At 71.1% G+C, this 12,615-nt stretch carries 12 protein-coding genes; 2 read left to right on the plus strand and 10 right to left on the minus strand.

Annotated elements, in window-relative coordinates; genetic code table 11:
- Positions 1 to 122: 122 nt before the first annotated feature.
- Entirely contained in the window at positions 123 to 776 is a 654-nt protein-coding gene (locus ACFHYO_RS08825; protein WP_036705915.1) for an ABC transporter ATP-binding protein, read from the minus strand.
- A gap of 221 nt (positions 777 to 997) precedes the next feature.
- Between ACFHYO_RS08825 and ACFHYO_RS08830 the strand changes: the two genes are divergently transcribed.
- Together ACFHYO_RS08830 and ACFHYO_RS08835 are read left to right on the plus strand one after the other, a co-directional pair.
- Positions 998 to 1,702 (plus strand): uracil-DNA glycosylase family protein, encoded by a 705-nt coding sequence (locus ACFHYO_RS08830; protein ID WP_394319801.1) that lies wholly within the window; start codon positions 998 to 1,000, stop codon positions 1,700 to 1,702.
- Positions 1,699 to 2,463, plus strand: a complete 765-nt coding sequence (locus tag ACFHYO_RS08835) for an SseB family protein (protein ID WP_394319803.1) — start codon at positions 1,699 to 1,701, stop codon at positions 2,461 to 2,463. The genes ACFHYO_RS08830 and ACFHYO_RS08835 overlap by 4 nt, the downstream gene beginning before the upstream one ends.
- A 62-nt stretch (positions 2,464 to 2,525) precedes the next feature.
- Here ACFHYO_RS08835 and ACFHYO_RS08840 read toward each other — a convergent pair whose 3' ends face one another.
- The 9 genes from ACFHYO_RS08840 to ACFHYO_RS08880 all read right to left on the minus strand — a co-directional run bounded on the left by ACFHYO_RS08840 (position 2,526) and on the right by ACFHYO_RS08880 (position 12,486).
- Positions 2,526 to 3,446, minus strand: a complete 921-nt coding sequence (locus tag ACFHYO_RS08840) for a 2-hydroxyacid dehydrogenase (protein ID WP_394319805.1) — start codon at positions 3,444 to 3,446, stop codon at positions 2,526 to 2,528.
- Between the two features lie 40 nt (positions 3,447 to 3,486).
- Positions 3,487 to 4,629: a rod shape-determining protein RodA gene (rodA, locus tag ACFHYO_RS08845; RefSeq protein ID WP_168782209.1), complete on the minus strand. Its 1,143-nt coding sequence runs from the start codon at positions 4,627 to 4,629 to the stop codon at positions 3,487 to 3,489.
- A gap of 21 nt (positions 4,630 to 4,650) precedes the next feature.
- Complete coding sequence (gene mrdA / locus ACFHYO_RS08850; protein WP_168782208.1) at positions 4,651 to 6,597, minus strand: penicillin-binding protein 2; 1,947 nt, start codon at positions 6,595 to 6,597, stop codon at positions 4,651 to 4,653.
- Positions 6,598 to 6,672: 75 nt separating this feature from the next.
- Entirely contained in the window at positions 6,673 to 7,212 is a 540-nt protein-coding gene (locus ACFHYO_RS08855) for a rod shape-determining protein MreD (protein WP_394319807.1), read from the minus strand.
- 4 nt (positions 7,213 to 7,216) lie between these two features.
- Positions 7,217 to 8,212 (minus strand): rod shape-determining protein MreC, encoded by a 996-nt coding sequence (mreC, locus tag ACFHYO_RS08860; protein ID WP_394319809.1) that lies wholly within the window; start codon positions 8,210 to 8,212, stop codon positions 7,217 to 7,219.
- Between the two features lie 8 nt (positions 8,213 to 8,220).
- Entirely contained in the window at positions 8,221 to 9,255 is a 1,035-nt protein-coding gene (locus ACFHYO_RS08865; protein WP_036704714.1) for a rod shape-determining protein, read from the minus strand.
- Positions 9,256 to 9,439: 184 nt separating this feature from the next.
- Positions 9,440 to 10,774, minus strand: coding sequence for a glutamine synthetase family protein (locus ACFHYO_RS08870; protein WP_036712070.1), 1,335 nt, complete (start codon positions 10,772 to 10,774; stop codon positions 9,440 to 9,442).
- Positions 10,775 to 10,780: 6 nt separating this feature from the next.
- Positions 10,781 to 11,605: an ABC transporter permease gene (locus ACFHYO_RS08875; protein ID WP_036704716.1), complete on the minus strand. Its 825-nt coding sequence runs from the start codon at positions 11,603 to 11,605 to the stop codon at positions 10,781 to 10,783.
- On the minus strand, positions 11,602 to 12,486 hold the full coding sequence (locus ACFHYO_RS08880) for an ABC transporter permease (RefSeq protein ID WP_036704717.1): 885 nt from the start codon (positions 12,484 to 12,486) through the stop codon (positions 11,602 to 11,604). Before ACFHYO_RS08880 ends, ACFHYO_RS08875 begins: the two co-directional genes overlap by 4 nt.
- Positions 12,487 to 12,615 lie beyond the last annotated feature (129 nt).

Raw genomic sequence — 12,615 nt, forward strand, 5'->3', positions numbered from 1 at the left:
TGGTGGTGGTCGTGGTGGTGGTGGCAGGGCTTTCCGCCGCAGCCGGGGCCGGGGCCGGGGCCGCGCTGCCGCGCACGGCCGCGACCGGGGATTCCGCGGCGCTCAGGTGAAACCGGCGGACCTTAGGCGGTGTAGTCATAATACTGCTTGGCCTCGTCGAGCGTGTCGAACATGAACAGACGTCCGTCGCGCAACACCGCCGCGCGCCGGGCAAACTTTTCCAGCGTCGCGGCCTGGTGCGACACCACCACCACCGTCGCCGTCTTGAGCCGCTCGAGCAGGACCGTCCCCGCCTTGCGGTTGAACTCGACATCCGTGGTCGAGGGCATCCCCTCGTCGATCAGGTAGATGTCGAGGTCGAGCGCCAGCAGCAGCGCGAAGGTCAGCCGCGAGCGCATCCCCGAGCTGTAGACCCCCACCGGGCGGTCGAAATACTCGTCGATGTCGCAGAGCCAGCGGCAGAAGGCCGAGACGTAATCCGGGTCGAGCCCGTAGATCCGGGCGATGTAGCGGGCGTTCTCGTTGGCCGACAGGCGGTTGATGATCCCGCCGGTGAAGCCCAGTGGGAACGACACCCGGCAGTTGGCGCGGATCCGGCCCTCGTCCGGTTTTTCCAGCCCGCACATCATGTTGATGATGGTCGTCTTGCCGGTACCGTTGGCGGCGAGGATGCCGAGCGACTCGCCCAGGTTCACCCGGAACGAGGCCCGGTCGAGGATCACCTTGCGCTGGGTGCCGGTCCAGAAGGACTTCGAGACATTGTCGAATTCCAGCATGAGGCGGCAGGTCCTGAGTGCGGCGGGGTGGGGGACGGCGGGAAGGGCCGGCACGCGACCGGCCGGGACAGACAGGGGCGGGTGAGCGGGCCGCACCGCGAATGAGACGGCGGCCCATGCCCGCCTAGATAGTCCCGCAGGGCCGTTCTGTCCATCTGGGCACAGCGGATCGTGAAAATGCTGCCTGTAATTCCCCCGGTGGGCGCCTATCTCTGGACCCCATGCCCAGACCCGATCCCTCCCCCGACGCGGCCGATCCAGCCGCCGCACCGCGCGCGGTGCAGCCCCCCGCCGACCACGCAGCTGCCGAGCCGCCGGTCGCGGCCGAGCTGCGTGCCTGCCGTCTCTGCGCCGACCGCTTCGCGGCCACCGCCACGGCCCACGCGCCCCGCCCGGTGGTGTGGTTCGCCCGCGGCGCCCGGGTGCTCGTCGCCAGCCAGGCGCCGGGGATGCGGGTTCATCTCTCGGGGCGGCCCTTCACCGATGCCTCGGGGCAGCGGCTCAGGGCGTGGATGGGGGTGGACGAGGCGACCTTTTACGACCGGGCCCGCGTGGCCATCGTGCCGATGGGCTTCTGCTTTCCGGGCTATGACACCGCGGGCGCCGACCTGCCGCCGCCGCGGCTCTGCGCCGAGACCTGGCGGGCGCGGGTGCTGACCGAGATCGCCCCGGAGGTGACCCTGCTCATCGGCGGCCACGCGATCCGCTGGCATCTCGGCCTGCGCGACGTGACCGCGGCGGTCGCCGGCTGGCGGGACCATGCGCCGCGGGTCTGGCCCTTGCCTCACCCGTCGTGGCGGAATACCGGGTGGCTGAAGCGCAACCCGTGGTTCGCGGCCGAGCTGCTGCCGGCGCTGCAAGAGACGCTGGCCCGGACGCTGGACCCAACGCCCGCCCAGACGATGCCGGGAGAGACGACCCGATGACCGACGCCACCCCCCTCGACCGCCTGTCCGCCCGCGTGCCGTTCCACGATGCCGACCCGGCGCAGCGGGCGCTGGTCCTACGCCAGCTGGCCGATACCGAGCTTTACGTGGCCCTCGCCCGCGACCCCGCCGGGGACCGGGCCGAATTGCGGATGTTCGACCTGCCCGGCGGGCCGGTGGCGCTCGCCTGCGACGACGCGGCGGCGCTGGCCGGGTTCCTCGGCGGTCCGGTCGCGCATCTCGCGCTGCCGGGGCGGGTGCTTGCGGCCGAGCTTGCGGCGGCGGGGCAGGGGCTGCTCGTCAATCCGGGGCGGGCGTCCGAGATGCTGCTCGACGCGGCGGCGCTGGGCTGGCTGGTCGGCGCGCTCGCGGGCGCGCCCGAGGCCGCCGAGGCCGCGCCGCTGCGTCTGACGGCGCCCGCCCCCGAGGCGCTGACGGTGCTGGCCGAACCGTTGGCCGCGCGGCTGGGCGACATGGTGGGGATGATCGCGGGGGCCGCGCTGGTGGGGGCGGTCTGGCCGGACGGGCGGACCGGCCACCTGCTGGCGGTGGCGGGCGCGGCCGAGGCGGATCGCCCGGCCATCGCGAAGGCGCTGGCCGAACTCGCGGCCTTCCTGCCCGAGATTTCGGGCGGGCTCGACGTGACCTTCGAGACGCTGGCCCTGCCGCAGGGCGCGGTGACGATCGAGCCCGCGGCGCCCGCGCCCGTGCCCGAGCCGCCGCGGCGCGACCCCGACGCCCCGCCGCGGCTGCGCTGGTAAGGGGGCGCTGCCCCCCGTCCCTGCGGGACTCCCCCCGGGATATTTTTGCAGACGAGACGCGGTCAGTAGCCGCGGCTGCGGTCCACCTGATAGAGCAGCGGGCGGCCGTCCATCGCCCGGCGCAGGTTCTCGGCCACCACGCGCGCGGCCGTGGCGGGCCGGGTTTCGGCGGCGATGTGCGGGGTCACGGTGATCCCGGGGTGGGCCCAGAAGGGATGCGCGGCGGGCAGCGGCTCGGTGCGGAACACGTCGAGCACCGCATGGCCGAGCCGGCCCGCATCGAGCGCGGCGATCAGCGCCTCCTCGACCACCAGCGTGCCGCGGCCGGGGTTGATCAGCACCGCGCCCTGCGGCAGAAGCGCCAGCCTGTCCGCATCCAGCAGGTCGCGGGTCTCGGGCGTGTCGGGCAGCAGCGTCACGAGGATCTCGGCCCGCCCCAGCGCCTCGTCGAGGCGGGGCCCGGGCAGCACCTCAAGCCCCTCGACCGGCCGCCCCGAGGCCGACCAGCCGGTGACCCGGAACCCGAGCGCCGCCAGCGCCCGGCCCACCGCGGCGCCGAGTTCGCCCATTCCCAGCACCACCACCGACCGCTCGGCGGCGAGCGGCGGCACGGTGTCGTTGCGCCAGATGCCGTCCTGCGCATAGCGGTCCATGCCCAGATGGGCGCGCAGCACCCAGCCCGCGCAATACTCCACCATCCCCTGCGCCAGCCCCGGATCGACCATCCGGCAGAGCGGCTGGGTCAGGGTCGGGTTCGGGGCGATCCGCTCGACGCCGGCCCAGAGGCTCTGGACCAGCCGCGCGCGAGTGAAGGGGCGAAAGTCCATCGCCGTGCCGTCCTCGGGGTAGCCGGGGGCATAGATCACCGCGTCGAAGCCGGCCGGGTCGCCCTCGCGCGCGAGGTCGAGCTCAGGGCAGGCGGCGGTCAGCGCCGGGGCCCAGTCGCTCCACATGGCGGAACGGGCGGCGAAGAAGGCACGCATCAGCGGGTGCCTCTGGGCGCTTCACATGGCGGAACGGGCATCAGCGCGGCCGGTTGACGTGGGCGGACTGGACGATGCCGAACGCCATCAGCAGGATCATCAGCTGCGTGCCCCCATAGCTCACCATCGGCAGCGGCACCCCCACCACCGGCATCAGCCCCATCACCATGCTCATGTTGACGGCGAAATACAGAAAGAACGTGCCGCCGATCCCGAGCGTGACCATGCTGCCGAAGCGGTCGCGGTTGGTCAGCGCCGAGTAGAGGCAGAAGCCGATCACCAGCGCGTAGAGCGTCAGCAGGCTGATCGTGCCGACGAAGCCGAACTCTTCGGCGAGCGTGGTGAAGATGAAGTCGGTGTGCTTTTCGGGCAGGAAGTTCAGCCGCGACTGCGTGCCCTGCATGAAGCCGCGCCCCGACCAGCCGCCCGACCCCAGCGCGATCTGCGCCTGGGTGATGTTGTAGCCCGCCCCCAGCGGGTCGCTGGTCGGGTCGAGGAAGGTGTCCACCCGCCGGTACTGGTAGTCGTGCAAGAGCTGCCAGCTTGTCCCGCGGCTTTCGAGCACGGCCGCCACCAGCCCGCCCACCGCGCCGATCACGACGGCGAAGTACCACAGGCTCACCCCGGCCACGAACATCATGATCCCGCCCCCCGCGACCAGCATCACCGAGGTGCCGAGGTCGGGCTGCACCAGCACCAGCGCCGTGGGGGTCAGGATCAGCACCACCGGGATCAGCACCCAGAGCGGACGCGAGACCTTCGAGAGGTCGAGCCAGTCGTAATAGGCGGCCAGCACCAGGACGAGGGCGATCTTGGTGATCTCTGAGGGTTGCAGCTTGACCGGCCCGACGTCGAGCCAGCGCTGCGCCCCCATGGCGTTGTGCCCGAACACGTCCACCGCGAAGAGCAGCAGGACGCAGGCCACATAGGCCACGACCGAGATCGAGCGCCAGAACCAGATCGGCGTGAAGGCGAGCGCGATCATGGCGATCATGCCGACCACGAAGCGCTCGATCTGCGGCTCGGCCCAGACCTCGGCGCGTCCGCCCGAGACCGAGTAGAGCATCAGGAACCCGGCCGAGGCGACCGCCGTCAGCAGGAACACCAGCGGCCAGTTCAGATACAGGATCTTGCGCCAGCCGGTGGGCGTCTGGTCGGACTTGTAGTCGAGATAGCTGCTCATGCCCGTCCCCTCATGCCGCGCTCATGCCCGCGCCCGGCCGGTCGCCTGCGCCACCGGGGCGGGCATCAGGCGCAGGCGGGCGCGCATCTCCTCGATGGCGCCGCGCTGGCCGGGGGGATAGGCCTCGAGCGGCGGCATCCCGCCGGCGAGCGCGAACAGCAGGATGTCGCGGGCGACCGGCGCGGCCACGGCCGAGCCGCCGCCGCCATGCTCGACCACCACTGCCACGGCATAGCGGGGTGCCTCGACGGGGGCATAGCAGACGAAGAGCGCGTGGTCGCGGCGGATCCACGGCAGCTGGTCGTTCGAGATGACGCCGCGGGCGCGCTCGGCGGCGGTGATGTTGCGCACCTGGCTGGTGCCGGTCTTGCCGGCCATCCGCCACTCGGGCGCGACGATCCGCGATTTGGCCGCGGTGCCGCGGTCGCCGTTCATCACCGCGTCCATCCCCGCCCGCGCGATCTTGAGGCTGCTCTCGCCCAGCCCCAAGTCGGCAAACGGCGTCACCGGCACCGCCACCCCGTCCACCGCCCGGACGAGCCGCGGCATGACCTCGCGCCCCGTCGCCACCCGCGCGGTCATCACCGCCAGCTGCAGGGGCGAGGCGAGCACATAGCCCTGCCCGATCGAGGCGTTGAGGCTGTCGCCGATCTGCCAGTCCTGATTGTGGCGGGCCTTCTTCCAGGCGCGGTCGGGGGCAATCCCCTCGGCGATGGCGGACATCGGCAGGTCGGGGCGCACCCCGATCCCCAGCCGCCGGGCCATCTCGGCGATCCGGTCGATGCCGATCTTCTGCGCCAGCTCGTAATAGAACACGTCGCAGGACCGCTCGAGGCTCTGGACCGGGCCGACCGAGCCGTGGCCCCCCCGGCTCCAGCAGTGGAAGCGACGGCCTGCCACGGTGGTGTAGCCCGGGCAGTAGAAATGCGAGTTGGCGTTGATCAGCCCCGATTCCAGCCCCGCCAGCAGCGTGACCATCTTGAAGGTCGAGCCGGGCGGATAGACCCCCTGCACCGTCTTGTCGGCGAGCGGGCGGTGGTCGTGTTCCATCAGCGCCTTGTAGTCGCCGCTCGAGATGCCGCGCACGAAGAGGTTCGGGTCGAAGCTGGGCGAGGAGGCGCTGGCCAGCATATCCCCCGTCTCGACGTCCAGCACCACGGCGGCGGCGGATTCCTCGCCCAGCCGCTGCATGGCGAAGTTCTGCAGCGCCGCGTCGAGGGTCATCTGCACCGTCTCGCCCTGCTGGCCCTCGATCCGTTCCAGCTCGCGCATCTCGCGCCCGGCGCTGTTCACCTCGACCTTGCGGGTGCCGGCCTTGCCGCGCAGCTCGGTCTCGAGCTTGGCCTCGACGCCGAGCTTGCCAAGCTGGAACTCGGGCAGCATCAGCACCGGGTCGGGGTTCTCCATCTTCGAGAGGTCGAAGTCCGAGACCGGCCCGACGTAGCCCAGCACATGGGCGAAATCGCCGCCGCGCGGATAGCTGCGCGAGAGGCCGGATTCAGGCGAGACGCCGGGCAGCGCCGGGGCGTTCACGGCGATGGATGAGAACTGGTCCCAGCTCAGCCGGTCGGCGATCACGATGGGGGTGATGGCACTGCGGCGGTTGATCTCGGCCAGAAGCGCCGCCACGGCGGTGTCGGTCATCGGGATCAGGTGGCGCAGCCGGGCGATCACCAGCGAGGGGTCGCCGGCCTCCTCGCGCGTGATGGTGGCGCGGTAGTTGGCCTCGTTCCCGGCCAGCAGCACGCCGTTGCGGTCGTGGATCAGCCCGCGGGCCGGGGGCAGCAGCCGCAGCTTGATCGAGTTGCCGTCCGAGAGCAGCCGGAATTCGTCGGCGCGGTCGAGCTGCATGGTCTTGAGCCGCCAGCCGAGGGTGGCCACCACCGCCGCCTGGATCGCGCCCAGCATCAGCCCGCGCCGGGTGATCTGGCGGGAGCTGTCGACGATCTCGCGGGCGGATTTCTTCATCGGATCAGGTCATTCGCGGTCAGGCAGGGCGGCAGGCAGGGGTCAGGCGAGGGGCGGGCGGCGGGCAGGCGGGGGTCAGGCGAGGTCCATCTCTCCGGGTGCGGCGCGGCGCAGGCCGAAGGCGCGCAGCACCACCACGACCAGCGGATAGGCCGCGAGCGTGGCGATCAGGCGCAGGATATCCTGCCCCAACGGCGGCAGCGGCGCCAGCGCCGGGGGGATCACGAAAAGCGTCATCACCACCCGCTCGGCCAGAAGCCCGAGCGCCACGAGCGCGCCGACCCGCAGCCATTCTGCCACGAACCCCTGCTCGGCCCAGCGGGTCTCGCGCCGCCGCGCGGCCTCGGTCGCCACCACGGCGATGGCGGCGCCAAGGCCGATGGGGCGCAGGAACAGCACGTCGGCCAGCAGCATGACGGCCGCCACCGACAGCACCGGAACCTGCTCGGGGCGGCGCAGCACCCAGGCGAGCGTCAGCGCCATCAGCCAGTCCGGCCCCGGCCAGCGGATCGCGCCGGGCGACAGCGGCAGCAGCGCCACGAGGATCAGCCCGAGGCTCGCGGTGAGGTACAGGGCCTGGCCGATCAGCCGGCGCTGGCGGGGCGCGTCGAGCACCGGCTCAGTCCTCGGCCTGGACTTCGCGGTCGGCCTCGGGCGCGGGCGAGTCGGTCGCCCGCACGGCACCCGCCGCGGCGGCGGCCTCGGCCGTGCCGGCCGGCGAGGGGGCGGGGCGCGGGGGCAGGGGCGGGCCGATGAAGCTGGGCGGCGGCGGCGGGATCAGCCCGCCCGCATCGGCCAGCTGCTCGGCCGGGTGCGAGCGCAGGACGCGCAGGAACTCGAGCCGGCCATAGTCGGCCGCGAGCCGCACCCGCATCCGCCGGTCGGACGCCTGCACCGCCTGGCCCACCAGCAGCCCCGGCGGGAACAGCCCGCCGTCGCCCGAGGTGATCACGCGGTCGCCGGGGCGCACGTCCTCGGGCGATTCCATGAAGTCGAGGACCGGGAAGGGGGTGTTGTCTCCGGTCAGCAGCGCCCGCTGCCCCGACGGCTGGATCGTCACCGGCAGCCGCGACGAGGGGTCGGTGAGCAGCATCACCCGGCTGGTGGTCTGCCCCACGCCCGAGATGCGGCCGACGAGCCCCAGCCCGTCCATCGTCGCCCAGCCGTCGAGGATCCCGTCGCGCGCCCCCCGGTTCAAGAGCACCGACTGGCGGAACGCGGTGCCCGCGTCGGTCATCACCACGCCCGAGACCGAGGTCAGCGCCGGGTCCAGCCGGACGTTGTTCTGCGCCAGAAGCTTGGCGTTCTCCTGCTCGAGCTGGACGGCGGCCTCTTTCCAGGCCGACATCTTCTGCAGCTCGCGCCGCAGCTCCTGGTTCTGCTGGTAGAGGCGCTGGTAGGACTGCGCCCCCGCGACCATCCGGCTCGCGGCCGTGACCGGCGCCATCGCCCAGTCGAGCGACGGCACGAAGCGGTCCACGAAGGCCGCGCGCATCCGCTCGGCCCGCGGGCTGTCGATGCGCCAGAACAGGAACATCCCGAACAGCACCAGCACCAGCAGCGCCACGAGGATGCGGCGCACGGGCGTCGCGTAGTCATGGCTGCGGCGCGCCATCGGCGGCCTCAGCTGTCGTAGTCGATGACGTGGCGCAGCTGCTTTTCGTATTCCAGCGCCTTGCCGGTCCCCAGCGCCACGCAGCTCATCGGCTGGTCGGCGAGGCTGATCATCAGGCCCGTCTGCTCACGCAGCGCAAGGTCCATCTCGCCCAGCATCGCGCCGCCGCCCGACAGCATCACGCCGCGGTCCACGATGTCGGCGGCGAGGTCCGGGGGCGTCGCCTCGAGCGCGATCATCACCGCCTCGCAGATCGCCTGCACCGGCTCGGCCAGCGCCTCGGCGATCATCGCCTGGGTGATCTCGACTTCCTTCGGGACGCCGTTCAAGAGGTCGCGGCCGCGCACCTGCATGACCGCGCCGCGCCCGTCGTCGGGCATCCGCGCGGTGCCGATCGAGGTCTTGACCTTCTCGGCGGTCTGTTCGCCGATCAGCAGATTGTGATTGCGGCGCAGGTAGTTGACGATCGCCTCATCCATCCGGTCGCCGCCGATGCGGACGCTGCGGGCATAGACCACGTCACCGAGCGAGAGCACCGCGACCTCGGTCGTGCCGCCGCCGATGTCGACGACCATGCTGCCGGTCGGCTCGGTGATCGGCATCCCCGCGCCGATGGCCGCCGCGATGGGCTCGGCGATCAGCCCGGCCTTGCGGGCCCCGGCCGACAGCACCGACTGGCGGATGGCGCGCTTTTCCACCGGGGTTGCGCCGTGGGGCACGCAGACGATGACCTTGGGCTTCGAGAACGAGGTGCGGCGGAACACCTTCTTCATGAAGTGCTTGATCATCTCTTCGGCGCTGTCGAAGTCGGCGATGACCCCGTCGCGCATCGGCCGGATCGCCTCGATCGAGCCGGGCGTGCGGCCCAGCATCAGCTTGGCGTCCTCGCCCACCGCCAGGACCTGCTTCTTGCCGTCCTTGACGTGATAGGCGACCACCGAGGGCTCGTTCAGGATCACGCCCTTGCCCTTGACGTAGATCAGCGTGTTCGCCGTCCCGAGGTCGATCGCGATATCGGTCGAAAACAGACCGCCGAATGCCATGTGCCGTAATCCTTCGTCTGCCCGTTTTCAGGCGGCCCGTTTGCCGCCTGCTGTCCCGAGGCCATTGTTGATCTGTGACCGCACGAGTCGCCCGCGCGCCCTGTCTGGCCGATGGCCCATATAGGCCGCGCGGCCCAGCGGTGAAAGCTGTTTTCGCCCGGCTCGGCGGAACCCCGCGCCGCCGCTACACCGTGTCGAGATAGAGCTCGACGGTCTCCTCGTCCGACAGCTCGGCCATGTAGTGCGCCTCCTGCCGCTTGGTCATCACGAAGTTCTCGATCAGATGCGCGGGCAGGATGCGGCGGATCTCGGGCGAGGCCTCGAAGGCGTCGATGGCCGCGCCCCAGTCGGCGGGCAGTTGCTCGAGCGGGTGGTCATAGGCATTGCCGCTGATCGGGGCGGGCGCCTCGGCCCGGTCCTCGAGCCCGTTGAGCGCCGCCCCCAGGATCACCGCCGTGGTGAGATAGGGGTTCACGTCGCCGCCCGGCGTCCGATGCTCGATCCGCCGCGCCTTGGGGCCCGACGAGGGGATGCGGATCGCCGAGGTGCGGTTCTCGTAGGCCCAGCCGATGCCGGTCGGCGCATGGGCATTCGGCACCAATCGGTCGTAGGAGTTCTCGTGCGGGGCAAAGACCAGCGTCGAGCCGGGCATCGCGGCCAGGCACCCCGCGACCGCATGGCGCAGCCGGTCCGAGCCCGCGTCGGTGCCGTCGTCGAAGATGTTGTCGCCGTTGCGGTCCAGCACCGAGAAATGCATGTGCATCCCCGAGCCGTTGAACAGGTGATAGGGCTTGGCCATGAACGAGCCCGCAAACCCGTAGCGGCGCGCCAGCCCCTTCACCAGCAGCTTGAAGAGCCACGCATCGTCCGCCGCCTTCAGCGGGTCGGGCTGGTGCATCAGGTTGATCTCGAACTGCCCGGGTGCGGCCTCGGAGATCGCCGTATCGGCGGGAATGTCCATCGCCTCGCAGCTGTCGTAGAGGTCGGTGAAGAACTTGTCGAAGGCGTCGAGCGCCCGCAGGCTCAGCGTCTCGGCCCCGGTGCGGCGCTTGCCCGAGCGCGGCGAGGGCGGCACCTGCAGATGCCCCGACTGGCTGTCGTCGACGAGGAAGAACTCAAGCTCGGTCGCCACAACAGGGGTCAGCCCCGCGGCCTTGTAGCGCTCGACCACGCGGGCCAGTGCCTGGCGCGGGCAGCCGTCATACGGCCGCCCGTCGGGGTGGAACATCCACAGCGGCAGAAGCCCGGTCGGCGCGTCGAGCCACGGCATCGGCATGAAGCCGCGCTCGGTCGGCATCAGCAGCCCGTCGGGATCGCCCGCCTGGAACACCAGCGGCGAGTTCTCGACGTCCTCGCCCCAGATATCCATGTTGAGCACCGAATAGGGGAACTTGGTCCCCTCGGTCAGCAGCTTGTCGGCAAAGCGCGCCGGGATGCGCTTGCCGCGTGCGACGCCGTTCAGATCGGCCGCCGCGACGCGGATCGTCTTGACCTCCGGGTGGTCCCTCAGCCAGTCCATGTTCGTTCACCTGATGAGCTTGGGCCGATACCTCAGCCGCTGGGCGGCGCCCGGCAGATGCCGGTTCAGCCGCCGGTTGACGACCCCGAAAAGGGCGATGAGCCCGAGGGTCAGAAGAATGAAATACCCCGCCACGATCGGATAGGCCACGAAGGGGTTGAAGGTCTTGTCGGCCAGATAGCTCGCATAATACAGGCTGTCGCCCATCTGCTGCACGGCCGGAAACGCCGAAAAGAACACCAGCGTGGTGGCGTGGAAGAGAAAGATCGCCTCGTTGGTGTAGGCGGGCCACGACAGCCGCAGCATGGTCGGCCAGACGATGCGGCGGAAGCGCGACCAGCCCGAGAGGCCATAGGCCTCGGCGGCCTCGAGGTCGCCCTTGGGGACGTTGCGCAGCCCGCCGTGGAAGATCTCGGCCGAATAGGCGGCGGTGTTCAGGATCAGCACGATCAGCGCCCCGGCCCAGGCGCGAGCGAGCCACGCGGTGGGCACGGTGACGCCGAGCACGTTCAGCCCCTCGCGCGGCAGCAGCACCACCGCCGAATAGGCGAGGAAGAACTGGATGAAGAGCGGGCTGCCGCGGAAGACGAAGATGAAGGCCTCGGCCGGGCGGCGCAGCCACGGGTTGTCGCTGGCCTTGGCGAGCGCCAGCGCCGTGGCGAGGAAGAACCCCACCGCCAGCGCGAGGATGCCGAAGTAGAGGTTCCAAATCAGCCCCGAGCCGATCAGCACGAACTGGTGGCAGAGGTCGAAGTCGGTGCGCGGCAGGCCGCGCGCGCCGATCCCGATCGAGCGCAGGGCATAGTCGGCGAAGGTCTGGGCGCAGCTCATGGCGCAGCCCCGGCGTGGCGCATCCGCTCACCCGCCATCGTCGCCTGCCCGCGCGAGAGCCGCCCCGAGAGCCGGTCGATCACCCGCTGCGAGATCCAGGTCATGCCGAGGTAGAACACCAGCAGCGCCAGGAAATACCACACCCGCCAGTCGCCGTGCGGATAGGCATAGGTCGAGGTCTTGGACCCGCCCAGCTCGCGCGCCCAGTAGACGATGTCCTCGACCCCGAGCAGGAACAGAAGCGGCGTGGCCTTGATGAGGATCATCCACAGGTTCGAGAGGCCGGGCAGCGCATAGGTCCACATCTGCGGGATCAGGATGCGGCGGTCGATCTGGCGCGGGCTCATGCCGTAGGCCTCGCCCGTCTCGAGCTGGGCGCGCGGCACCGCCTGCATGGCGCCGTAGAGGACGTTGGCGGCAAACGCCCCGAACACGAACGAGAACGCCACGATGGCCAGCGTGATGCCGTAGAGGTCATGCACCCAGGGCGCGGCGTTCGACAGCGGCAGCTTGGCGGCCGGGCAGACCACGAACTCGTTGCCCTGCCGGACCGGCACCGAGGGGTCGCAATAGACGCGGCTGCGCAGCCACTCGAGCCCCTGGTCGAGTGCGATGGGCACGAAGAGGAAGAAGATGATGTCCGGCACGCCGCGGACGATGGCGGCGTAGGTCTTGCCCAGCCAGCGCAGCGGCGTCAGGCGCGAGCGCGCGGCCATGGCGCCCGCGAACCCCATCGCGAGCGCGATCGGCGCGGTGGCGACGAGCAGCAGCAGGACGATCCCGAACGAGCGATAGAACAGCAGGTGCGTCCCCGAGGTGAGGTAGCACAGCATCCAGGCGAGGCCGTCGAGGGCCTTGGGGTCGGCGCATTGGGCGAACATGGGGCGAGGCAAGGCCGCCGCCCCGAGCGCGGGACGGCGGCCTCGGTCAGGGCCGGATCAGTTGCTGGCCGGGGCCGCGGGGGCCGGGGCCGCCGCATCCGCCGCAGGCGCTGCGGCCGGGGCCGCGGG

This window comes from Paracoccus panacisoli (assembly GCF_042435015.1).
Classification (GTDB): Bacteria; Pseudomonadota; Alphaproteobacteria; order Rhodobacterales; family Rhodobacteraceae; genus Paracoccus; species Paracoccus panacisoli.